Genomic DNA, 22,508 nt, shown 5'->3' on the forward strand with positions numbered 1-22,508 from the left:
CAAAAAATTATAAAAGGAGACAACCATGTTTGATACCGATCTGCTCATCGGCGGCAGCACCCACGCCGCCCAGGACAACATCACCTTCGAGCGCCGCAGCCCCGCCAGCGGCGACGTCGTCACCCGCGCCGCCGCCGCCCAGCTGGCCGACGTGGACAAGGCCGTCAAGGCGGCCAGCGAAGCGTTCCCCGCCTGGTCCGCGCTCAACCCGGGCGCGCGCCGCACGCTGCTGCTCAAGGCCGCCGATGCCATGGAAGGCCTGCGCGCCGATTTCGTGGCGCGCGGCGTGGCGGAAGCCGGCGGCAGCCCGATGTGGTACCAGTTCAATGTCACGCTGGCGGCCAACATGCTGCGCGAAGCGGCTTCGATGACCACCCAGATCAGCGGCGAAGTCATTCCGTCCGACGTGCCGGGATCGCTGGCCATGGGCGTGCGCCAGGCTGCCGGCGTGGTGGTGGGCATCGCGCCGTGGAATGCGCCGGTCATCCTCGGCACCCGCGCGATTGCCATGCCGCTCGCCTGCGGCAATACCGTCATTCTCAAGGCGTCCGAACTGTGCCCGGGCCTGCACCGCCTGATCGGCACCGTGTTCGAGCAGGCCGGCTTCCCCGCCGGCGTGGTCAACGTCATCACCAACGCCCCGGCCGATGCGCCGGCCGTGGTCGAACGCCTGATCGCTGCACCGGCCGTGCGCCGCGTGAACTTCACCGGGTCCACCAACGTGGGCCGCATCATCGCCCAGCACTGCGCCAGACACCTGAAACCGGTGCTGCTGGAACTGGGCGGCAAGAACCCGCTGCTGGTCCTGGACGACGCCGACCTCGATGAAGCGGTGGAAGCGGCGGCCTTCAGCGCCTTCTTCAACCAGGGCCAGATCTGCATGTCCGCCGACCGCATCCTGGTGGACAACAAGGTGGCCAGCGCCTTCCTCGACAAACTGGCGACCAAGACCGCCACGTTGAAAGCCGCCCATGCCGATGCACCGCTGACCGGCATGATCGACGCTGCCGCCGCCACCCGCGTGGCCGCCATGCTGGACGATGCGCGGCAGCGCGGCGCCACCGTCACCCAGTCGTCCAGCGCGGTGCAAGGCAACCTGCTGCAACCGGCGATTGTCGATGGCGTCACGCCGGAGATGCGCGTGTACCAGGAAGAGTCGTTCGGTCCGATCGTCTCGATCCTGCGCTTCGACTCCGACGAGGAAGCGATCCGCCTGGCCAACGACAGCGAATACGGCCTGTCCTCGGCCGTGTTCAGCCGCGACATCGGCCGCGCCATGGCCGTGGCGCGCCAGATCGAATCGGGCATCTGCCACATCAACGGCCCCACCGTGCATGACGAGGCGCAGATGCCGTTCGGCGGTGTGAAAGGCAGCGGCTACGGGCGCTTTGGCGGCAAGGCGGCCATCGCCGAGTTCACGGAGCTGCGCTGGATCACGATCCAGACCACGCCCCGCCACTACCCGATCTGACAGGAGCTCCGCATGAATCAGTCTTTGAATGCGGAGCCGACCATCGGTACAGTAAAACGGCGCCCGGTCAAACTGGGCAATCCCGAGATCGCAACCTGGCAGGACGACGGGTTGTGGCACGTGGACGCCGTCACGCCGCTGGACGCCTATCCGCCGCGCTTTACCGACCGCCTGGAATCGGGCGCCGCGCTGCACCCGGACCGCACCGCGGTGGCCCGGCGCGGCCCGGACGGCGAATGGATCCGCATCAGCTACGCGCAGATGCTGGACCGCGCGCGCCGCATCGGCCAGGCACTGCTCGACCTGGGGCTGTCGGCCGACCGGCCGCTGGTAATCCTGTCCGGGAACGATCTCGAACACTACCAGCTGGCGCTGGGCGCGATGTATGCCGGCGTGCCGTTCGCACCGGTGTCGCCGTCGTATTCGCTGGTGGCCACCGATTTCACCAAGCTGGCCGACATGCTCGAGCGCCTGACGCCGGGCGCGATCTATGCCAGCGACGGCGCCGCGTACAACCGTGCGATCAATGCGGTGCTGCCGGCGTTGCCAGCCGACGTGCGGCTGGTGCTGGCGCACGGCGAGGTGGCGGAGCAGGAAGCACTGCGCTTTGCCGCGCTGCTCGATGCCGTGCCAGCGTCGGTGCAGGCAGCCCATGCGGCCGTGAACGAGCACACCATCGCCAAGTTCCTGTTCACGTCCGGTTCCACCAAGAAGCCCAAGGCTGTCATCACCACGCACGGCATGTTGTGCAGCAACCAGCAAATGCTGCTGCAAAGTTTTCCGTTCATGGGCGACGAGCCGCCGGTGCTGGTGGACTGGCTGCCGTGGAACCACACCTTTGGCGGCAGCCACAACGTGGGCATGGCGCTGTATAACGGCGGCACGCTGTACCTGGACGACGGCAAACCGACGCCGCGCGATTTCGGCGTCACGCTGCGCAACCTGGCCGAAATCGCGCCCACCATGTACTTCAACATCCCGAAGGGTTTCGAGATGCTGACCGACGCCATGGAGACCGATGCCACGCTGTCGGCCAACTTCTTCTCGCGCGTCAAGCTGTTCCTGTGCGCGGGCGCGGGACTGTCGCAGGCGGCGTGGGACCGGCTCGACCAGGCGGGCATCCGCCAGACCGGCGAATCGATCCGCATTATCACGGGCCTGGGCATGACCGAGACGTCGCCGTCGTGCACCTTCGGTACCGGCAGCATCATCAAGGCCGGCTACGTCGGTGTGCCGGTCCCGGGCTGCCAGGTCAAGCTGGTGCCGGTGGGCGGCAAGCTCGAAGCGCGCTTCAAGGGACCGCACGTGATGCCCGGCTACTGGCGCGCACCGGACCTGACTGCCGACGCCTTCGACGAGGAAGGTTACTATCGCACCGGCGACGCGCTGCGCTTCGCCGAGCCGGAGCACCCGGAACTGGGCTTCATGTTCGATGGCCGCATCGCCGAAGACTTCAAGCTCGATACCGGCACGTTCGTGAGCGTGGGGCCGCTGCGGGCGCGCGTGATCAGCGCGGCCACACCGTATGTGCTCGACGCCGTGGTCACCGGCATCGACCGCAGCGCCATTGGCCTACTGGTATTCCCGCGCCTGGAACACTGCCAGAACCTGGCCTGCCTTGGCGAAGGCGCCACTGCCGCCGAGGTGCTGGCCAGCGCGCCGGTACGGGAATGGTTCCGGCAATTGCTGCAACGCCTGAACCAGGACGCGAGCGGCTCGTCGATGCGCATCGACCGCCTGCTGTTGCAGGCGGAGCCGCCGTCCATCGATCAGCGCGAGCTCACCGACAAGGGCTCGATCAACCAGGCAGCGGTGCTCACGCGCCGCGCGGCCACGGTCAACGCTTTATACGAGGGGTCGGATCCACAGGTTATCACCGCTGAATAGCAACTGATAAAAATCACCAACTATAACGGAGACACTATGAAAATCATCAAACTGGCCGCCATGAGCCTGACGGTAGGCGCGGCAATGCTAACCATGAATGCGGCATATGCCCAGGACACCATCAAGGTCGGCGTGATTGCCGCGCTGACCGGACCATTTGCCAATATCGGCAAGCCGTTCGAAGACGGTATCAAGACCTATATGCAGCAGTACGGCAGCACCGTGGCGGGCAAGAAGATCGAGATCATCTACCGCGACGACGGCGGCAGCAATGCCGACCTGTCCAAGCGCGCCGCGCAGGAGCTGATCTCGCGCGACAAGGTGCAGTTCCTGGTGGGCTTCTCGCTCACGCCAAGTGCGCTGGCCGTGGCGCCGATTGCCACCAAGGCCAAGATTCCGATGATCGTCATGAACGCGGTCACCACCGGCATCACGTCGAAGTCGCCATACATGCTGCGCACCAGCATGACCATGCACCAGATGACGGAGCCGTTCGGCACCTGGTCGGGCCAGAACAAGGTGGGCAAGGTATACACGCTGGTGAGCGACTACAGCACCGGCCACGACGCCGAGGCCAAGTTCGTCAAGGGCTTCACGGCTGCCGGCGGCAAGGTGGTGGGATCGGCCCGTTCGCCGCTGGCCAATCCCGACTACTCGCCATTCATCCAGCGCATCAAGGATGAAAAACCCGATGCACTGTTCTTCTTCGCGCCGGGGTCGGAGGACGGCACCGCGCTGCTCAAGGCTTTCAGCGACAAGGGGCTGGACAAGGCAGGCATCAAGTTCCTGGGCGTGGGCGACATGACCAGCGATTCGCCGACGCTGGAAGCGCTGGGTGACCGCGCGCTGGGCGCCATCACGGTACTGAACTACTCGACCGCGCTGGACAACCCGGCCAACAAGGCCTTCCTGGCCGCCTACGCCGCCGCCCTGCCCAACCGTCCGCCGCCGACCTTTGTGACCGTGGCCGCCTACGACACCATGGCCATGATCTACGAGACCGCCCGTAAGCTCAAGGGCGACATCAGCGGCGACGAAGCTGTCAAAGTGTTGAGCGGCATGAAGCTCGACAGCCCGCGCGGCCCGATCAGCATCGATCCCGCCACCCGCGACATCGTGCAGAACATGTACATCCGAGAGGTGCGCAAGGTGAGCGGCAAGCTGCTGAACCAGCCGATCGGCACCCTCAAAGACGTCCCGCCGCAGTAACTTTCCACCCGTAGTACACCCGAGGTCCGACGCAGCCGCAGACGCTGCGCGGGCCGGCTCGTCCCATGCTTTTGCAATGAACCGAGGAGACACCATGCAACCCACGCTCAAACTATCGATCATCGCCGCCAACCTGCTGCTGACCGCCTGCTCCGGCGGCAGCTCCAACCTGGGCTCGAATACGCCCGCCACCCCGGCCCTGCCGCAACTGGCCGCCGCCACCGGCGCCACGCTGGCATCGTGCACCGACCTGGCGACAAAGATCCAGCTTGCCAACACCACCATCACCGCCGCCAATGCCATTGCGGCCGGTGCGCTCACCATCGCCGGCAAGCCGGTGCCGGCACACTGCCAGGTCACCGGCCGCATGTTCGACCGCGTGAGCACGGTCGATGGCCAGCGCTACGCGATCGGCTTCGAGATGCGCCTGCCCACCAACTGGAACGGGCGCTTCTTCTATCAGGCCAACGGCGGTCTCGATGGCTCGGTGGTGCCGGCCACCGGCCCGGTGGGCGGTGGCGGCCCGCTGGACAACGCCTTGAACCAGGGCTTCGCCGTGATCAGTTCCGACGCCGGCCATGGCGCGCCCACGCCCTTCTTTGGCGCCGATCCGCAGGCACGACTCGACTACGGCTACCAGGCCGTGGGCAAGCTCACGCCGATGGCCAAGAGCCTGATCGAAACCGCGTACGGCAAAAAGCCGGACCGCTCGTACATCGGCGGGTGCTCCAACGGCGGGCGCCACGCGATGGTGGCGGCAGCGCGCTACGCCGACCAGTACGACGGCGTGTTGGTCGGCAACCCCGGCTACCGGCTGCCGTTGGCGGCAGTGGCCAACATCGCCGGCGGCAAGGCCTACGCCTCGCTGGCCACCACCGCCGGCGATCCGTCCACCGGTTTTACGGCGGCCGAGCGCACGCTGGTGTCCAACGCGGTGCTGGCCAAGTGCGACGCGCTCGATGGCGCCACCGACGGCATGGTGCAGAACACGCAAGCGTGCCAGGCGGCGTTCGACCTCAATCGCGATGTGGCTACCTGTACCGGCGCGCGCGACGGCAGCTGTTTGAGCGTGGCGCAAAAAACCACCATCGGCGGCCTGTTTGCCGGCGCCACCACGGCAGCCGGCACCAGAATTTATACCAGTTTCCCTTACGATGCGGGCCTGGCGACTTCCGACTGGGCCAGCTGGAAGTTCAGCAGCCCGACCACGCGCGACTCGGGCGCGGTGGGCCTGGTATTCCAGGCGCCGCCGGAAAACGGCGCCACGTTCGACGGTGCGGCGTTCGTGCGCGACGGCGACCTTGCCGCCATGCTGACCAAGGTGGGCGCCACCAGCGGCCTGTTCACGGAGAGCGCGCTGTCGTTCATGGTGCCGCCCAATGCCACCGATTTGTCGCAGCTGAAAAATCGCGGCGCCAAGATGATGGTCTATCACGGCACAAGCGATCCCATTTTCTCGAGCAACGACAGCGCCGCCTGGTACGACGGCCTGCGCACCGCCAACGGCGGCGACGCTTCCAACTTCGCGCGTTACTACCAGGTGCCGGGCATGAACCACTGCTCGGGCGGGCCAAGCGCCGAGCAGTTCGACATGCTGACGCCTCTGGTGAACTGGGTGGAAAAAGGCGTGGCGCCCGACAGCGTGACGGCCAGCGCACGCGGCGCGGGCAATGCCGGTGGTGTGAACGCCAGCGTACCGGCGGCATGGTCGCCGGCGCGTTCCCGGCCACTGTGCCCGTATCCGAAAGCCGCAAAGTACAAGGGCAGCGGCAGTATCGAGGATGCGGCGAACTTCAGCTGTTCGTAGACTTTCGGTTAGCTGACTAACAGAGCGTCCCGGTTGCCGGGTCTATGCTCGGTGCTCCACCTTTCATCACACGGAGACATCATGACCAAGCGCATCGGCAACAAGCATATCGCCCAGCACCGGGGCAAGGACGAGCGGCGCCTGATCAAGGCCAGCAATATCGCGGCGGAAGCGGTCAAACGCGACGCAGCACGGCTCAAGTACCGCAACTCCGTGAAAAACCAGCCGCCGGTGTGATTCTGCAGCCGGAATTTCTTCGGTCCCGCGCAGGCGGGACCGAAGGAACCAAAACCAGCTAACCAAGCATTTTTCGCAAATAAGGAGCTGTCCGGCTTCCCTTGCACTTCGCCAGCGTTGCCGGCGTGCCCGCAAACACGATCGCGCCCCCCTCCTCGCCAGCTCCCGGCCCCACGTCGATCACCCAGTCCCCCGCCGCCAGCACCTGCATATTGTGCTCGACCAGCACCACCGTATTGCCCGCATCGACGAGCCCATGCAATTGCGTGAGCAGCAGATCGATATCGGACGGATGCAGGCCGGTGGTCGGTTCATCGAGCACATATAAAGTGTCGCCCCGGCTGGCGCGCTGCAATTCGGTTGCCAGCTTGATGCGCTGCGCCTCGCCACCCGACAGCTCGGTGGCCGGCTGGCCCAGGCGCAGGTAACCGAGGCCCACCGCGCGCAGCACGTCGAGCGCGTGGCGCAGCGGCGGCTGGTCGGCAAAGAACTCGGCTGCCGCATCGACGGTGAGTTTCAATACCTCGGCGATATTACGGTCGTTGTAGCGCACGGCCAGCGTCTCCGGGTTGTAGCGTGCGCCCTCGCACTCGGGACATGGCGCGTACACGCTCGGTAAAAACAGCAGCTCCACCATGACGAAGCCCTCGCCCGCGCAGTTGGGGCAACGGCCCTTGGCGACGTTGAACGAGAAACGCCCGGCATCGAACTTGCGGGCGCGCGCCGCGCGGGTGGCGGCAAACAGCTTGCGCACGTGGTCGAACAGGCCGGTGTAGGTGGCCAGGTTGGAGCGCGGCGTGCGGCCGATCGGCTTCTGATCGACCTGTACCAGCCGGCGCACGCCCTGCATGCCGTGGACGATACGGCCCTTGAGCGGTATCGCACCACCCGCGTCGCCGACGTCGAGCATCGGATCGGCGCCTTCCGGCTCGGCATCGACATGATCCTGCCCCAGTTGTGCGCGCACCAGCTGCACCAGCGCCTGGCTCACCAGGCTCGATTTGCCGGAGCCGGACACGCCGCTCACGCAGGTCATCACGCCGAGCGGAATATCGACATCGACTGCGCGCAGGTTGTTGCGCTCGATACCGCGCAGTTGCAGGCTGCCGGTGGCTGCGCGTGGAGGCCGGGCATCGCGTTCGATACGCTCGAACAGGTAGCCGGCCGTACGCGATTCGGCCACGTCGCGCAAACCGTCCGGCGTGCCGCTGTACAGCACTTTGCCGCCGTGTTCTCCGGCCTGCGGTCCCACATCGACGATCCAGTCGGCGTGGCGGATTACGTCGAGCGCATGTTCGACCACGAACAGCGAATTGCCTGCGCCCTTAAGCCGGTCGAGCGCGCGCAGCAGCGCTTCGGTGTCGGCCGGATGCAGACCCGCAGACGGTTCGTCGAGCACATACACCACGCCGAACAGCGATGAACGCACGGCCGTCGCCAGCCGCAGGCGCTGCAATTCTCCCGGCGACAAGGTGGGCGTGGCGCGCTCCATGCTCAGGTAACCGAGGCCCAGGTCGAGCAGCACGCCCAGGCGCGCCACCAGGTCCTCGGCGATGCGTTGGGTGACGATGGCTTTTTCCGGATGCCTGGCGGCGTCCTTCGGTTTGACGGCGCGCCCTTCGGCGAACGGCAGCAGCAGTTCGGCCAGGCGCTTGAGCGGCAACCGGCCAATCTCGGTGATGTCGTGGCCGCAGAACGTGACCGACAGCGATTCCGTGCGCAGCCGTTTGCCGTGGCACGTCGGGCAATCCATGCCGACCAGGTACTGCGCCACGCGCTTTTTCATGATCGCGCTTTCGGTGCCGGCAAAGGTTTGCAGCACATATTTACGCGCGCCGGTAAACGTGCCCTGGTAGCTCGGGGTTTCCTTGCGCTTCAATGCCCGCTTGGTTTCGGCGGGCGTCAGGCCCGCGTACACCGGCACCGTGGGCTGCTCGTCGGTAAACAGTATCCAGTCGCGCACTTTTTTGGGCAGATCGCGCCACGGCGTATCAACGTCATGTCCGAGCGTGACCAGGATGTCGCGCAGGTTCTGGCCGTGCCAGGCAGTGGGCCAGGCAGCTACCGCGCGTTCGCGGATGGTCAGGCTGTCGTCGGGCACCATCGATTGCTCGGTCGCTTCGTACACGCGGCCCAGACCGTGGCACTGTGGGCACGCGCCTTGCGGCGTATTGGGCGAGAACGATTCCGCGTACAGCAATTCCTGCCCGGCCGGATAATCGCCGGCACGCGAATACAGCATGCGCATCGAATTCGACAGCGTGGTGACGCTGCCCACCGACGACCGCGTGGTGGGGGCGCCGCGCTGCTGTTGCAGGGCCACGGCCGGCGGCAGGCCGTCGATGCTGTCCACCTCGGGCACGGCCATCTGGTGGAACAGCCGGCGCGCATACGGCGACACCGACTCCAGGTAGCGGCGCTGGGCCTCGGCGTACAGCGTGCCGAAGGCAAGCGATGATTTGCCGGAACCGGAAACGCCGGTAAACACCACCAGTGCATTGCGCGGGATATCGACATCGACGTTTTTCAGATTGTGCTCGCGGGCGCCGCGCACGCGCACGCTACCGGTATCGACATGATCGGTGGTGGGCTTGGACTTGGACTTGGACATGGCATCGCTGTAATGAATGGTATGCCTGCATTATCAGCCAGCAGTCACACCGCGTCGCAGTGCAACGCCGCCTAGCGTGCGGCAACGAACATACGGCATGCGGTGAACGCCACATGATCGGCTATCCACCGATACCACTCACCATACCAAGGAACCACCCCATGGCAAAAACAGTCGCGGAAGTCGTCATCGAAACCTTGCAGCAGGCAGGCGCCAGGCACTGCTGGGGCGTGCCGGGCGACTCGCTCAACTACGTCACCGACGCCATCCGCCGCAGCGACATCGAATGGGTACATGTGCGCCACGAAGAAGTAGCTGGTTTTGCCGCCGGCGCCGAGGCCACCGTGGCCAACCGCCTGGCGCTGTGCGCCGGGTCGTGCGGGCCGGGCAGCCTGCACTTTGTCAACGGCCTGTTCGAAGCGCACCGCAACCGTTCGCCGGTCGTGCTGATCGCCAGCCAGATCAAGCGCGATGAACTGGGTTTCGATTTTCCGCAGGAAGTCGATTACAAGCCAATCTTCGACCAGTGCAGCGTGTTTTGCCAGGAGATCCGCACACCCGCGCAGGCACGCCGCGTGACGGCCATGGCAGCGCAGGCGGCGCTGTCGAAAGGCGGCGTGGCAGTGATCATCCTGTCGATCGACGTCTCGCAGGAGCCGGCCGGCGACGAGCCGCACTTTTCCGTGCACCTGGCGCAGCCGCATGTGCGCCCTTCGGAAACGGATCTCAACCGCGTGGCCGAGATCCTCAACGCCGGCCAGAAGATCGCCATTTATGGCGGTTCCGGCTGCGAGCACGCGCATGGGGCGTTGATGGCGCTGGCCGAACGCATGAAGGCGCCGATCGCCCACACTTCGCGCGCCAAGGATTTTATCGAGCCGAACAACCCGTATAACGTCGGCATGACCGGAGTATTCGGCGTGGAGTCGGGCTATCACGCCGTGCTCGAATGCGACACGCTGCTGCTGTTGGGCTGCGACTTTGCGTGGCGCCAGTTCTACCCGAGCCACGCACGCATCATCCAGATCGATCTCGATCCCACCCACCTGGGCCGCCGTCATCCAGTGGAACTGGGCGTGGTGGGCGACATTGCCGACACCCTGCGCGCGCTGATGCCCCGCGTGCAGGCCCGGGGCGACAGCACCTGGCTCGATCACTGCGTGGGGCGCTACCACAAGGCCATGTCCAACCTCAATGAGCGCGCCACGCCCGGCGACGGCGACACCATCCGTCCGCAGTATCTCACCGCGCTGATCGACAAGCATGCCAGCGAAGACGCCATCTTCACGGCGGACTGCGGCTCGCCGATGGTGTGGGCGCTGCGCCATACCCGCGCAGTCGGCACCCGCCGCACCGTGATCAGCCTCACCCACGGCACCATGGCCAACGCCATGCCGCAGGCGCTGGGCGCCAAGAAGGCTTTCCCCGACCGGCAGGTGATTGCATTGTCGGGCGACGGCGGTCTGACCATGCTGCTGGGCGACCTGATTACTGCAGTACAGGAAAATATCGCCATCAAGGTGGCAGTGTTCAACAACGGCTCGCTGGGCTTCGTGGAACTCGAACAAAAGGTCGAAGGGCTGCTCGACGCTTACACGGAATTGAAAAATCCGGACTTTGCCAGGGTGGCCGAGGCCATGGGCATCCACGGCATCCGCGTGGAGTCGGCCGCTGCGCTCGAGCGCGCGGTGATCGAATGGCTGGCACATCCCGGACCGGCGCTGCTGGACGTGACCACCGACAAATTCGAACTGGTGATGCCGCCAGCGGTGGAGGCGGCGCAGGTGCTGGGCACCGCGCTGTATTCGGCCAAGGCAGTGCTCAGCGGTCGCGGTGGCGACGTGCTGGATCTGATCAAGGATAATTTCATCAAATAGCACGACCGTCCCGAATTCGCTTCACTTTTCGGGATGGCGTGCTAACCTGAGAATTCAAACCATGGGAGGAGATATGCCAGCATCACACGACACCTATGTTCGCCGGCAGGGACAGAAGAAGACTTACGATATCGAATACACGGCGCTGCGCTACAAGATTTCACTGGCCGGTAAAGTCCTCAAGGACTGCAACCTGCCGCTGCAAGTGGGATCGATCAGCGATGCCGACGCCGTGTGGCAGAAGGCTGTCACCGACGTCGAGCACCTGCGCGGCATGAGAGAGAGTTAATCCCGAATCACGGAATCAGGCGGCGAGACCGAGCCACACACCCGCAAGCGAAATGGCTGCGCCACTGGCGCGCAGCCAGTTGCCGCGCGATTGCACCGCGCGCGCCAGGCCCAGGCCCGACACGTGCAGTGCGGCGCTGGCGGCCACGAAACCCATACCGTACAACATGCCGCTGCCCATGGCCGGCATTTCCACGCCGTGCGCGTAGCCGTGGCACAGCGCGAACACGCCCACTGCCAGCGCCGCCGGCGCGGCCTTCAGTTTCACCGCAAAGCCGATCAGAAGGCCCAGCAGCAGCACCGACGTGACGATGCCCGCCTCCGCCATCGGCAGCACGAAGCCGCTGGCGCCCAGCACACCGCCCACCGCCAGGAAGCCGACAAAGCTGGCCGGCAGCAGCCACTGCGCGCGGCCGCCCAGTTGCGCGGCCCACAGGCCCACAGCCACCATCGCCAGGATGTGATCGAGGCCGGTGAGCGGATGCATCAGGCCCGCGACGGCACCTTCGGCATGGCCCGGGTGCGCCATGGCGCTGCCGCTTGCGGCCAGTGTCATTACCAATAACAGTTTGCTTTTCGAATTCATGGTTTCCCCTTTTTGATAAATTAAATTAGTGCCATTAGTGCCGTTAGTGCCATTTGGTACCGGTGCGTTCCGACAGCAGCGCGGCGATCTTGCCGCGATTGATGTGGTAACCGATGAAGACCAGTTGCGAGCGCGGCGCCGTGGCGCGGTCACGGTCGCGATGGACCGACACCCGCGTGCGCACGCCCTGCACCAGCAAGGCGCCGTCGCCATCTTCGCTGTGCACATAGCCCTTGCTGCGCAAAATCGGTTCGGCCCTGGCGGCTTCCGACAGCGCCTGCGCCAGCTGGTCCGCGTCCTGCGGCGCATCGCTGCGCAGCACGAACGACAGCCAGCCCGGATCCTGCTCGTGGAAATGCTTGTGGGTGGCCAGGCCGTGGCTGTGCGCGCCCAGGCCCGAATGGGCATGGCCGTTGAGCCGCGTCTGCACCGCCAGCGGCGCTGCATCCTGGCCGGGCATGGTGGCCACCGCTGCATACACATGGGCGTGCTCGATGCGCGTGGGCTGGTGCAGCCGCAGTCCCAGCGCCAGGCGGATATCGAGCTGCGCGTTGTAGGCCAGTTCGAGGAAGCGCACCTTGGGCGCGCGTTCGCGCACCCGCGTTTCGGCCGCCAGTAGAGCGTCTTCATCGACGCCATCGATCTTGTTGAACACCACCACGTCGGCATACTCGAGCTGCTGGTCGAACATGGTGGCGGCCGGTGCGTCGCCGCCACCGTGTTCGAAGCGGTCCGACAGCAGCAGCGGCGTATCGACCACGGCCAGCGTGGCGTCGAGGATGAAGTGCTCGGCCAGTTCGGGGCCTTGCAACTGCTCCATCACGGCCGTGGGCAGCGCCAGGCCGGACGTCTCGATCAGCACATGGTCGATGTTGGCGCGACGCGCGGCCAGGGCCAGCATGGCCGGCACGAACTGCTCGTCGTCGCCGTAGGCGATCAGGCCGTGGGCGAAGTCCTGCACGTGTATCTGCGTGTTGGCCCCCACCGCATCGCGCACCACGGCGCCGTCCACCGAGATCTCGCCGAACTCGTTGATCAGCAACGCCAGCCGGCGCGTCTGACGGCGCTCGACCAGGCTGCGCAGCAACGTGGTCTTGCCGGCGCCGAGAAAGCCCGTAACGATGGTGACGGGAATCAGCTGCTTCATGCTGCGGCTGGTCCCGGCTTGAGTTCGTGCAGCGCATCGACGACATCGGCCACATTGGCCACCATGGCCGGATAAGCCAGTTGCGGCCGCGCCACGACCAGCAGCGGAATGCCGAGCGCCTTGGCCGCCTGCACCTTGGCCTGGTAACCGCCAGCGCCGCCGGAGTCCTTGGTCACCACGCAGTCGATGCCCCAGTCGCGCCACAGCGCGGTATTGAACTCGGCCGAGAACGGCCCCTGCATGGCGCAGATGCGCTCGCGCGGGATGCCCAGCGCCAGGGCGCGTTCGATCAGTTCCGGTTCGGCGGTCTGACGCACGAACCATTGTTTGTCAGCCGCGCTCGGAGTTTGCATGAAGGTGGCCAGGTCTTTCGAGCCAGTGGCCAGGAAGATGCGCTGGCCTGAGGCCACGGCGCGTGCAGCCGCGTCCTCGATCGTGGCGCACGCTTCGCCATCGTGCGGCGCGTACTCGCTGGGCCTCTCGAAGCGCACGTAGGGAATCCCCAGCTCCGTTGAAAGCGCCATCAGTTGTTCCGACATATTGCGCGCATACGGATGGGTGGCGTCGAGCAGCATGCGCGCGCCCTTGGCGTTCAACACGCGGCGGCGCGCTTCCACGCCCTGCCGGCCCGACCAGATGGCAACGCCCGGGCAATCCTGGCGCGCGATTTCTCCGCCATGATCGCTGGCGGCCGACACCACCACCGGGCCGATATTGGCTGCGGCCAGGTCGGCGGCCAGCGCATTGCCGTCGCTGGTGCCGGAGAAGACCCATACCGCATTCCCGGGCAGTTGATCTTCCTGTTGTGTTTTTGGACCTTCCGGCTGCGCCCAGTCGTTATATCCGCGCGGGGTGAAAATCTGGCCGCGCTTTTTTGCCGTAAACCGGTTGCCGACCACGATGGTGGTCAGCATGTCGAACTTCAGGCCGGGCAGTTCGTCGAGGCGATAAATGTCCACCTGCTGACCGGGGCGGTACGCATTGCGCACCACGCCGCACAGGGTGCCAGGCGCTTTCGATTCGAGCATCAGTTGCAGCACGCGGTACACGCCTTCCTGGCGGCTGGCGCTCTGCACGTTGTACATTACGCAGGCCAGGTCGGCCTGGGCGATGTGGCGCGCGCGGTGTTCGATCCACTCCCAGGGGCACAGCAGATCCGACAGGCTCAAGGTCGCAAAGTCGTGCGACAGCGGAGAGCCGAGCAGCGATGCGCAGGCATTGGCCGACGTCACGCCCGGCACCAGGTTCACCGTGTAGGTGTCGTCCTCGCGCATTTCCTCGTACGCCAGCGCGGCCATCGCGTAGATGCCGATGTCGCCACTCGAAATCAGCGAGACCCTGGCGCCATTGCGCGCATGCTCGATCGCCAGTTGCGCGCGTTCGCGCTCCTGCGTCAACGGCGGACTGAAAATCTGCTTGCCCTCGATATGGGGCGCGATCCAGCGCAGATACAGTTCGTAGGCGACGATCACGTCGCTGTCCTTCAGGGCCGCAATCGCACGCGGGACGATCAAGTCCTCGTAACCGGGGCCCACCGAGACCAGATTCAAAACACCACTCATCAAATTTCCATCCATTTATCCAGCACCACTGCAACGGCGACGCCGTCCAGGCTCATTTTCGGTACCAGCAGCGCGCCACGCGGGCTTGCCACCAGGGCGCAGGGTTCGCACACCCCGTTCAGTCCCACATTCTGTTGTACCCAGTCCGACGGCTTCGTGACCCAAGGCCGCGCGGCCAGGGTGGCGCGTGCGAACACGCGCAGCGGGAGGTCATGCTGGAGGCAGAACGCCAGCAAGCCCGGCTCTTGCGCCTTCAAGTCCACCGTCGCCACTTCGCGCACGTCGCGCATGCCGTAGTCGCCGGCAGACAGCAAGGCCTGCACGACCGCTGCCTCGATGCGAGCGGCCGGCACGCCCTTGCGGCAGCCGATACCGACCGTCAGCGGCTTCAATGCTTCGGTGGCGGTGGTGACCACGGGCGCCGCGCCCACCACGTTTGCCACCCGGTACGCCAGGATATTGCCGCCACCCTCGTGACCGGACAACAGCGCCACAGCGTGGCGCCCTGCTTCGTCGATCACCACCACGGCGGGATCCGTATGCTTATCGACCGGCAGCCCTTCGAGGAAGCGCACGGCGATGCCGCTGGCGCCCACCATGATCCATTGCGCATGGCGCCGATAGCTGGCGGCGAACTGGGTCTTTTGCGCCAGGTCCGGCTGGATCCACGGGCGGTAGATGTCGCCGCCAAGGCGTGCCTGCAAGGCGGCAGCCAGCGCTTCCCCTTCGGGGCGCACCAGCCAGATGCCGAGCGGTGCGGCGGATGTCATGCCGCTTCCTCGTTCTTTTTCACCACCCTGAACAAATGGGTGAAATCTTTCGAATACAGGCTCGATTCGGCCGCGATGCCCTTGTCGAGCGCCGCGCCCACCAGCATCATCGTGGTGAGATTCCAGGCGCCGCGCTTGGTCTCTTCCAGGATCGTGCCCAGCGTGCCGGTATAGCTGCGCTGCTCCGGCCAGGTGGCGCGGTGCACCAGGCTCACCGGCGTTTCCGGCGGATAGTGCAGCAGCAGGTCGGTAACGATTTTCTTCAGGTGCGGCCCGGAGAGGAAGATGCACATGGTGGCGCGGTGCTCGGCCAGCCGTGCAATCGATTCCAGTTCCGGCACGGCCGATGCGCGGCCAGAGACGCGCGTGAGGATCACGCTTTGCGACACTTCCGGCTTGGTCAGTTCGGTGCCGATGGCAGCGGCTGCCGCCGTAAACGACGACACGCCCGGCACGATTTGATACTCGATGCCCAGCGCTTCGAGGCGGCGCATCTGCTCGGCGGTGGCGCCGTAAATGGCCGGGTCGCCCGAGTGCAAACGCACCACGTCGATGTCCTGTTCCTTGGCGCGCACATAGCAGGCCTGCTGCTGTTCGAGGTCCATCTGCGCGGTGTCGAGCAGTTCGGTGTCGGGCGCACAATGGCTGAGCATTTCCACCGGTACCAGCGAACCCGCGTACAGCACCATGCGCACGCTGCCCAGCAGGCGCGCGCCGCGCAGGGTGATCAAATCGGCGGCGCCAGGGCCGGCGCCTACAAAATACACTTTCATTTATCTGTCCTTTCGCGGGTTGCGGCGCACCAGCAAGGTGGCCAGGTAACCCATCGCATCATCGGCCACCAGGTCGGCCACGCCGGACGCCAGCAGTTCACCCGGCAAACCGATCCGGCGCGCGAACGCGCAGTGGTCGGCGATCTTCATCTCGCGCAGCAGGTCGAGCACCCATGGCAGGCGCGTACCCACCTTCATCAGCACCACGATATCGTGGGTTTCGATCTCGTGGCGCAGCTCTTGCGGCGTCTCCGGGCATGGCAGGATCAGCACCCGTTCCTTGCCCTCGCCCAGCGGCCAGGCCAGCGCCGATGCCGCCGCCGCGTAGCTGGTAATGCCGGGGAACGTGCGCTGCGGCAGATCGGGAATCCGTTCGCGCAGCCCGGCCAGTACGTAGCCGTAAGTCGAATACGTGAGCGAGTCGCCGATGGTCAGGTAGGCCACGTTGCGGCCCGCCCGCAGTTCCACCGCCAGCGCATCAGCCAGCTGGGCGTAATGCTCGCTCAGTACCGAGCGGTCCGGGTCCATATTGAACTCGATCTCGCGCAGCTTGTCCGGGGCGGGAATGAAACCGGCGCTGGCCAGGCATTGCAGCGCCACCGAATCGGCTGCGCCCCGCGCGCGCGGCGCGTAGATCAGGTCCGCGTGCCTCAGCGCCTCGAGCGCCGCCACCGGTACGAAGCCGGCCGGGCCGGGGCCGACGCCGATGCCGTAAAGAGTCCCGAGCTTCATGCGTGCTCTCCGAGCAGATTGCCGGCCAGGTCGAACAGGCGCACCTCGATGCGGCGCGCCGAGGGCACACGCGCGCGCGCCAGCGCCGCGATGCGGTGTTCGATTTCGCGCCAGAAGGCTGGCGCGCCCGGTTCCTGCCTTAATATATCCATTGCTGCTTCCACTGTATTGGCGTTTTCAATTTGCTGCACCATCGCTGGTGCGTATCCCATTTCCGAAGCCACGCGGGCCACGCCACCCATGGCCATCTTGCTCTTGCTCGAATGCGTATCCCACCAGCCGTCGAGCACCTTGGCCAGCTTGCCCGGGTGGCCGGCCAGCCACAACACGTCGAGCGTGCGCTGCTCTTCCACCAGCACCTGCTCGGTAAAATCGAGCGCGTCGCCGAGGAAGTTCGCGATCTGCACCGTGCGCTTCTCCGGCAGCTGCAACACGTCGCGCGCGAACTCACGGCCGATCTTGCCCGGCAGGTAAGCCACGCACTGCTGGTCTCCCGCCAGCGCCACCCGGATATACACCTCCACCGACGCAATCCACGTGGACAGCGACATCGGTTCCACGATGCCGGACGTGCCGAGGATCGAGATGCCGCCCACAATGCCCAGGCGCGGATTGAAGGTCTTGGTGGCGATGATCTCGCCGCCTTCGCAGCCAATGGTCAGATCAAAACCCTGCTCTGCGCCCTGCATCACATCGGCCACGGCCTCGCGCATCATCTTGCGTGGCACCGGGTTGATGGCCGGTTCGCCCACCGCCACCCGCAAACCGGGCAAGGTTGCCGTGCCCACGCCACGGCCGGCGAAGAACCGCACCTCGCCGGCCTCGTTGCGCCGCACTTCCGCGAAGATGGTGGCGCCGTGCGTGTTATCGGGATCGTCGCCGCCATCCTTGATCACTTCGGCGCGCACCACCTGCCCCGGCTCGAGCCACTCCACCGCCTGGATCGGCACCGACAAGTAATGGGCGCCATCGGGCAGGCCGATATCCACCTTCGATACGCGCACGCCTTGCAGCAGCAGCCGCAGTGCCGCCTTGACGGCCGCCGTGGCGCAACTGCCCGTGGTGCGTCCGCGCCGCAAGCCGTTCAGGGCCAGGACGCCAAGGTCGAACGGCTGGCGTTCAGCCAGCGACATCTTCCCTCGGCACTGCCGCCGGTTCTGCCGCTTGTTCAGCCGCTTGTTGCGCCGCCAAGCCGTTCAACGCATCGATCATCAGACCATTGACCACGCTGGCCGCCCACGGCGAACCGCCGCGCGTGCCGCGGTTGGTAATGCGCGGCACTTGCAGGCAGCGGCGCAAATCTTCCTTGGTCTCGCGCGTGCCGACAAAGCCCACCGGCAGGCCGATCACCAGTTGCGGGCGCCAGCCATGGTCGCGGATCAGGCGCGTGGCTTCGGCAATCGCGGTCGGCGCGTCGCCGATCGAGACCACCACGTCGTTGCCGAATTTTTCCCAGCCACGGCGAATGCCGGCCGCCGAACGGGTGATGCCGTATTGTTCGGACATCAAATGCGTTTCGCGGTCATGCACGCCGCACCAGGTGTCGATGCCCAGCTCTTCGAGCAGCGCGCGCTTGAGCCCAGTCTGCACCATGGTCACATCGGTGAGGATGCGTTTGCAGCGCAGCAGCGCGCGGATGCCGCTGTCCACCGCGCCCGGCGAGAAATACATGTCGTTGACGGCGTCGAAGTCGCCGCTGGTGTGCACCAGCCGTTGCAGGATGGTCAGCTGGTCCTGCGGGAATGGCGTCCAGTCGCGGCCGTCGGCGATGATGCGGAAACTCTCCGCTTCGATCGGATGCGGCAGGTAAGGTTTGTACTGCGTCGGTTGCGCCGCAACCGGCTCGTTCAGCCTGGCCGATAGCGCACGCACCGCCAGGTGATGCGCCTGCTGCGGCTCGCCCACCTGCTGCTCGAAGCCGACGATCTGCACGCGGTACTTGCACAGCGAGCAGTTCATCGCCGCGCGACCGGCCACCGCTTCGCGCGCGCGTTCGATCATCACGTCGGCCATCAACGGATGCACGCCCAGGTAGCCGGCCTTGAGCACTTCCAGGCCCGGCTCGCGCTCGGCCAGGTCGTCGGCCGCAGCGTAGATGCGCTTGACCAGCACACCGTCGAACAGGAAGAACGGCAGCACCACCACGCGCGCGTAGCCGAGCTTTGCGGCGCTGCGCAGGCCGTCGGCAACCAGCGGACTGGCGGTTCCGGAATAGCAGACGTAGGCCGCACCGAAGCCCAGCCCTTCTTCGAGCATGCGCGCCAGCTTGGCCACTTCGCCGTTGGCGTCGGGGTCGGTGGTGCCACGACCGACGACCACCAGGCAGGTGTCCGAGCGGCGCACGGTATTGGGTGACAGTGCCTCAGCAGCGACGATGCGCTCCTGCGCCAGTTGCAGCAGCTTGGGATCGAGGTTCATCGGCGCCCCGAAGTGGAAATCGATCTCGGGATAGTCGCGCGCGGCGGCCTGCATTTCGGCTGGCATGTCGTTCTTGGCGTGACGGGCAGCCAGCAGCACGCCGGGCACGATCGCTACCTGTCTGGTGCCGCCGGCCAGGTTGGCCGCCACCGCTTCCGCAATCGTCGGCGTGGCGAATTCCAGGTAGCCGTGGGTGACCACGTCCTGCGGCGCGCGCAGCTTGATCAGCTCCACCAGCGCTTCGAATTCGCGCACGGCGTCCGGGTCGCGGCTGCCATGGCCCGCGATCACGATGCCGAATTGATCGCCACCGCTCATGCCACCACCGGCGCCGGTTCGATCTGGCTGGCCATCGGCGCCATGGTGCGGATCAGCATGATGCTCATGTCCGACACTTCGCGCTCGGCGCATTCGGCCAGCGTGCCATGCCACTCGGCTTCGCCACGGGTGAGGTTTTCCCACACTTCGGTGGGCTGGTTCGGCGGGATGCCCTGTTCGATCAGGTACTTGGCGATATGCCACGGCATGAACGAGCGCGCCGCATCCCACGGGCACGGGATCACGATGGCGTTGCGCTGGTCTTGCAGCACGTGCACCAGGTGGCGTTTGAATGGTTCCAGGTCGCCACGGCGGTGGAAGGTAATGAACGTGGTCTCGTCGAAGCACACCTTGGCGCGAGACGCCAGGATCTGCGCCGACGAAATGCCTGGCAGCGATTCGACCGGGTGGCCGCAGGCGCGCTCCACGCGTTCTAGATACTGGAAGCCGCTGAAATGGATATCGCCCATGAACACGACCACGCATTTTTTGCCGGCGTGGTGTTCCACTGCCACCTTGTCGAGCTGCTCGACCTGGTCGCGGTAACCCATGCTGATCACACGCGCGGTCTCGGGAATCAGGCTGCGCACCACGTTGAGCACAGCCTCGAAGCCGGCCACCACGTCGGCGTCACGGATCAACTCCGCGCCGCGCTGGGTCAGGTAACCGATGTCGCCGGGGCCGGCGCCTATACAAATAATCATTACTACTCCTGATAACTTTACGAGACCGGCGTCAGGCCAGTCGTGCCCGGACCGTCAGCGCCAGGCTGTCGGCCGATAATTCTTCCAGTGTCAAACACTCGGCGCCCAGCGCCTGCGCCAGTTGCGCGGCGCGTCCCAGGCGCAGATAGCCGTTTTCGGTATCGATCACCAGCGCCGGCACGCGACGTTCGGCCAGCAGCTCCGCCAATGCCAGCGACTCGCGCCACGGATCGCCGCCTTCGCTGATCGGCACATTGCCCTTGCCGTCCGTGAGCAGCACCAGCAGCGGCGGATTGGCCCTGGCATTGGCGCCGGCACGCTGCAAGGTTTCCAGCGCCAGTTGCAGCGCGTGCGGCAGCGGCGTGCGCCCGCCCGTGGGCAGTTCACGCAGGCCCTGCTCGGCCAGATCGACGCTGCGCGTGGGCGCCAGCAGCAGCTCGGCGCGCTGGCCGCGAAACGCCACCACCGCCACTTCGTCGCGCTGCTGATAGGCGTCGGTGAGCAAATTGACCACCGCGCCCTTGAGCGCTTCCATGCGCCGCTGCGCCGCCATCGAACCCGAGGCATCGACCACGAATAGTATCAGGTTGGCACTGGTGCCTACCCGTACCTGCTGGTGCAGATCGGCGCGCGTGACCTGCACGCCGCCGCCCGCGCCCCGCAGCGCGGCGCTGCGCAAGGTGGCGCCGATGGCGATGCTGGTCGGCTGCTCGTTGGGCACTGCGCGCAGCACGTGGCCGCGCGATGCCTGCCGGGCGACGCTGCGGCGGCCGGCTGCGGCGGAATCGCCGGGAGCCGACTGCGCCTCGACTGAAATACGCGCGGTCGGCCCGCCGGCTGCGGCGGCAAATACTTGTTCTGCCTGACCGCGTTGCGGCTGTTCGCCATCTTGCTGCTCGCCATTCTGCGGCTGCTCGCTTTCGAACTGCTCGCTGCCATGCGGTTGCTGCGCGCCATCCGGCGGTTCTATCGCCTGCTCTGGCTCGTTGCCGGGTTGACCGCTCCCCTGCGCTTGCTGCCCGCCGCCGTTCTGCTGGTTGTCCTGCGTGCGCTGGCCGCTGCCCATGTCATCCGGCGGCAAATCCTGCGGCGGCGACTCGTCCTGCGCCTGCCGCATCAAGTCATCGAGCTTGTCCTGGTTCAGGCCCGGCTGCTCGAACGGCTTGCGGCGGCGGCGGTGCGGCAGCACCAGTTCGGCCGCGCCGCGTATGTCCTGCGGCGTGACCTCGATACGGCCGTCAAGTGCGGCAATCGCCCGCGCGGTCTTGTACATGACGATGTCCGCGCGCAGGCTGGCTACTTCCAGTTCGCAGCACAGGTGGCTAATCAGATCGAGCAGCGCGTCGTCGAGCTGCACTTGCGGCAACAGCTCCTGCGCCGTGGCCAGCCTGGCCTGCAAGGCATCCTGCTGCGCGCGCCACGATTCCACGTAGGCGGCAGGATTAGCCTCGAAGCCGATGCGGCGGCGTACCACCTCGGCGCGCACCGCTTTTTCGCGCGGGGCGGTGACTTCCACCATCAGGCCGAAGCGGTCCAGCAGTTGCGGGCGCAGGTCGCCCTCTTCCAGGTTCATGGTGCCCACCAGCGTAAAGCGCGCGGGGTGGCTGACCGACAGGCCCTCGCGCTGCACGCGGTTCACGCCCATGGCCGCCACGTCCAGCAGCACGTCCACCAGGTGGTCGGCCAGCAGGTTGACTTCATCGATATACAGCAGGCCACGATAGGCGGCGGCCAGCAAGCCGGGTTGGAATGCCTTCTGGCCGCCGTTCAGGGCGCGCGACAGATCAAGGCTGCCCAGCACGCGGTCTTCGGTGGCGCCCAGCGGCAGCGTGACGAACGGCACCGGCGACAGTGTGGCCACGCGGTCGGCCTGGCTGCAGGTTGGGCAGTGCTCGCACGGCGAGTCCACCGTGCAGTTGAAGGCGCAACCAGGGACCAGTTCAATCGGCGGCAGCACCTCGGCCAGCGCACGCGCGGCCGTGCTCTTGGCCGTGCCCTTGTCGCCGCGTATCAGCACGCCGCCGATGCCGGGATCGACCGCGCACAGCATCAAGGCCTTGCGCAACTGCTCTTGCCCCACGATGGCGCTGAAAGGAAAATTCGTCATCTAT

18 protein-coding genes are annotated in these 22,508 nt (G+C 66.0%); 7 read left to right on the top strand and 11 right to left on the bottom strand.

Annotation, left to right across the window (positions count from 1 at the left end; genetic code table 11):
• The first annotated feature begins 25 nt into the window (after positions 1 to 25).
• The 5 genes from ASF04_RS20010 to ASF04_RS27860 all read left to right on the top strand — a co-directional run bounded on the left by ASF04_RS20010 (position 26) and on the right by ASF04_RS27860 (position 6,611).
• The gene (locus ASF04_RS20010; protein WP_056145689.1) at positions 26 to 1,471 is read left to right on the top strand and encodes an aldehyde dehydrogenase; all 1,446 of its coding nucleotides are present in this window, start codon (positions 26 to 28) and stop codon (positions 1,469 to 1,471) included.
• Positions 1,472 to 1,483: 12 nt separating this feature from the next.
• On the top strand, positions 1,484 to 3,358 hold the full coding sequence (locus ASF04_RS20015) for a feruloyl-CoA synthase (protein ID WP_056145692.1): 1,875 nt from the start codon (positions 1,484 to 1,486) through the stop codon (positions 3,356 to 3,358).
• A 36-nt stretch (positions 3,359 to 3,394) separates the two neighbouring features.
• Positions 3,395 to 4,567 (top strand): ABC transporter substrate-binding protein, encoded by a 1,173-nt coding sequence (locus ASF04_RS20020; protein ID WP_056145697.1) that lies wholly within the window; start codon positions 3,395 to 3,397, stop codon positions 4,565 to 4,567.
• Between the two features lie 94 nt (positions 4,568 to 4,661).
• The gene (locus tag ASF04_RS20025; RefSeq protein ID WP_200931122.1) at positions 4,662 to 6,374 is read left to right on the top strand and encodes a tannase/feruloyl esterase family alpha/beta hydrolase; all 1,713 of its coding nucleotides are present in this window, start codon (positions 4,662 to 4,664) and stop codon (positions 6,372 to 6,374) included.
• Between the two features lie 81 nt (positions 6,375 to 6,455).
• On the top strand, positions 6,456 to 6,611 hold the full coding sequence (locus ASF04_RS27860; protein WP_019921259.1) for a hypothetical protein: 156 nt from the start codon (positions 6,456 to 6,458) through the stop codon (positions 6,609 to 6,611).
• A 58-nt stretch (positions 6,612 to 6,669) separates the two neighbouring features.
• Here the strand turns inward: ASF04_RS27860 and ASF04_RS20030 are convergent, their stop codons facing one another.
• Positions 6,670 to 9,222, bottom strand: coding sequence for an excinuclease ABC subunit UvrA (locus ASF04_RS20030; protein ID WP_056145703.1), 2,553 nt, complete (start codon positions 9,220 to 9,222; stop codon positions 6,670 to 6,672).
• 161 nt (positions 9,223 to 9,383) lie between these two features.
• On the opposite strand from ASF04_RS20030, the gene ASF04_RS20035 reads away from it, so the two are divergent.
• Complete coding sequence (locus tag ASF04_RS20035; RefSeq protein ID WP_056145705.1) at positions 9,384 to 11,099, top strand: thiamine pyrophosphate-dependent enzyme; 1,716 nt, start codon at positions 9,384 to 9,386, stop codon at positions 11,097 to 11,099.
• Positions 11,100 to 11,172: 73 nt separating this feature from the next.
• Positions 11,173 to 11,388, top strand: a complete 216-nt coding sequence (locus tag ASF04_RS20040; protein ID WP_056145708.1) for a hypothetical protein — start codon at positions 11,173 to 11,175, stop codon at positions 11,386 to 11,388.
• A 15-nt stretch (positions 11,389 to 11,403) separates the two neighbouring features.
• Here ASF04_RS20040 and ASF04_RS20045 read toward each other — a convergent pair whose 3' ends face one another.
• From ASF04_RS20045 to ASF04_RS20090, 10 genes are read right to left on the bottom strand one after another with little or no spacing between them, the layout of a single operon-like run.
• Positions 11,404 to 11,973 carry a HupE/UreJ family protein gene (locus ASF04_RS20045; protein WP_056145710.1) on the bottom strand — a complete coding sequence of 190 codons (570 nt, stop codon included), beginning with the start codon at positions 11,971 to 11,973 and terminating at the stop codon, positions 11,404 to 11,406.
• A gap of 43 nt (positions 11,974 to 12,016) precedes the next feature.
• Positions 12,017 to 13,120: a GTP-binding protein gene (locus ASF04_RS20050; RefSeq protein ID WP_056145713.1), complete on the bottom strand. Its 1,104-nt coding sequence runs from the start codon at positions 13,118 to 13,120 to the stop codon at positions 12,017 to 12,019.
• A complete protein-coding gene (cobJ, locus tag ASF04_RS20055) occupies positions 13,117 to 14,682 on the bottom strand; it encodes a precorrin-3B C(17)-methyltransferase (protein ID WP_056145716.1) in 1,566 nt (521 codons plus the stop codon). The genes ASF04_RS20050 and cobJ overlap by 4 nt, the downstream gene beginning before the upstream one ends.
• Complete coding sequence (locus ASF04_RS20060) at positions 14,682 to 15,452, bottom strand: cobalamin biosynthesis protein (protein ID WP_056145719.1); 771 nt, start codon at positions 15,450 to 15,452, stop codon at positions 14,682 to 14,684. The genes cobJ and ASF04_RS20060 overlap by 1 nt, the downstream gene beginning before the upstream one ends.
• Complete coding sequence (gene cobM / locus ASF04_RS20065) at positions 15,449 to 16,225, bottom strand: precorrin-4 C(11)-methyltransferase (protein ID WP_056145722.1); 777 nt, start codon at positions 16,223 to 16,225, stop codon at positions 15,449 to 15,451. Before cobM ends, ASF04_RS20060 begins: the two co-directional genes overlap by 4 nt.
• Positions 16,226 to 16,957 (bottom strand): precorrin-2 C(20)-methyltransferase, encoded by a 732-nt coding sequence (gene cobI, locus ASF04_RS20070; protein WP_056145725.1) that lies wholly within the window; start codon positions 16,955 to 16,957, stop codon positions 16,226 to 16,228.
• Positions 16,954 to 18,090 carry a cobalt-precorrin-5B (C(1))-methyltransferase CbiD gene (cbiD, locus tag ASF04_RS20075; protein ID WP_056145728.1) on the bottom strand — a complete coding sequence of 379 codons (1,137 nt, stop codon included), beginning with the start codon at positions 18,088 to 18,090 and terminating at the stop codon, positions 16,954 to 16,956. The genes cobI and cbiD overlap by 4 nt, the downstream gene beginning before the upstream one ends.
• Positions 18,077 to 19,693 (bottom strand): precorrin-8X methylmutase, encoded by a 1,617-nt coding sequence (locus ASF04_RS20080; RefSeq protein ID WP_056145730.1) that lies wholly within the window; start codon positions 19,691 to 19,693, stop codon positions 18,077 to 18,079. The genes cbiD and ASF04_RS20080 overlap by 14 nt, the downstream gene beginning before the upstream one ends.
• A complete protein-coding gene (locus tag ASF04_RS20085; protein WP_056145733.1) occupies positions 19,690 to 20,397 on the bottom strand; it encodes a cobalt-precorrin-7 (C(5))-methyltransferase in 708 nt (235 codons plus the stop codon). Before ASF04_RS20085 ends, ASF04_RS20080 begins: the two co-directional genes overlap by 4 nt.
• 31 nt (positions 20,398 to 20,428) lie before the next feature.
• Positions 20,429 to 22,504, bottom strand: a complete 2,076-nt coding sequence (locus tag ASF04_RS20090; protein ID WP_056145737.1) for a putative cobaltochelatase — start codon at positions 22,502 to 22,504, stop codon at positions 20,429 to 20,431.
• Positions 22,505 to 22,508 lie beyond the last annotated feature (4 nt).

Origin of the sequence: Duganella sp. Leaf61, from assembly GCF_001421905.1 — a bacterium.
Taxonomy (GTDB): domain Bacteria; phylum Pseudomonadota; class Gammaproteobacteria; order Burkholderiales; family Burkholderiaceae_D; genus Rugamonas; species Rugamonas zoogloeoides.

Coding starts and splice junctions, on each gene's coding strand:
- ASF04_RS20060 (WP_056145719.1), bottom strand. CDS start 15,452: ATGACATCCGCCGCACCGCTCGGCATCTGGCTGGTGCGCCCCGAAGGG.
- cobM (WP_056145722.1), bottom strand. CDS start 16,225: ATGAAAGTGTATTTTGTAGGCGCCGGCCCTGGCGCCGCCGATTTGATC.
- ASF04_RS20090 (WP_056145737.1), bottom strand. CDS start 22,504: ATGACGAATTTTCCTTTCAGCGCCATCGTGGGGCAAGAGCAGTTGCGC.
- ASF04_RS20025 (WP_200931122.1), top strand. CDS start 4,662: ATGCAACCCACGCTCAAACTATCGATCATCGCCGCCAACCTGCTGCTG.
- ASF04_RS20050 (WP_056145713.1), bottom strand. CDS start 13,120: ATGAAGCAGCTGATTCCCGTCACCATCGTTACGGGCTTTCTCGGCGCC.
- cobJ (WP_056145716.1), bottom strand. CDS start 14,682: ATGAGTGGTGTTTTGAATCTGGTCTCGGTGGGCCCCGGTTACGAGGAC.
- ASF04_RS20020 (WP_056145697.1), top strand. CDS start 3,395: ATGAAAATCATCAAACTGGCCGCCATGAGCCTGACGGTAGGCGCGGCA.
- ASF04_RS20080 (WP_056145730.1), bottom strand. CDS start 19,693: ATGAGCGGTGGCGATCAATTCGGCATCGTGATCGCGGGCCATGGCAGC.
- ASF04_RS20085 (WP_056145733.1), bottom strand. CDS start 20,397: ATGATTATTTGTATAGGCGCCGGCCCCGGCGACATCGGTTACCTGACC.
- ASF04_RS20040 (WP_056145708.1), top strand. CDS start 11,173: ATGCCAGCATCACACGACACCTATGTTCGCCGGCAGGGACAGAAGAAG.
- ASF04_RS20015 (WP_056145692.1), top strand. CDS start 1,484: ATGAATCAGTCTTTGAATGCGGAGCCGACCATCGGTACAGTAAAACGG.
- ASF04_RS20045 (WP_056145710.1), bottom strand. CDS start 11,973: ATGAATTCGAAAAGCAAACTGTTATTGGTAATGACACTGGCCGCAAGC.
- ASF04_RS20030 (WP_056145703.1), bottom strand. CDS start 9,222: ATGTCCAAGTCCAAGTCCAAGCCCACCACCGATCATGTCGATACCGGT.
- ASF04_RS20010 (WP_056145689.1), top strand. CDS start 26: ATGTTTGATACCGATCTGCTCATCGGCGGCAGCACCCACGCCGCCCAG.
- cobI (WP_056145725.1), bottom strand. CDS start 16,957: ATGAAGCTCGGGACTCTTTACGGCATCGGCGTCGGCCCCGGCCCGGCC.
- ASF04_RS27860 (WP_019921259.1), top strand. CDS start 6,456: ATGACCAAGCGCATCGGCAACAAGCATATCGCCCAGCACCGGGGCAAG.
- ASF04_RS20035 (WP_056145705.1), top strand. CDS start 9,384: ATGGCAAAAACAGTCGCGGAAGTCGTCATCGAAACCTTGCAGCAGGCA.
- cbiD (WP_056145728.1), bottom strand. CDS start 18,090: ATGTCGCTGGCTGAACGCCAGCCGTTCGACCTTGGCGTCCTGGCCCTG.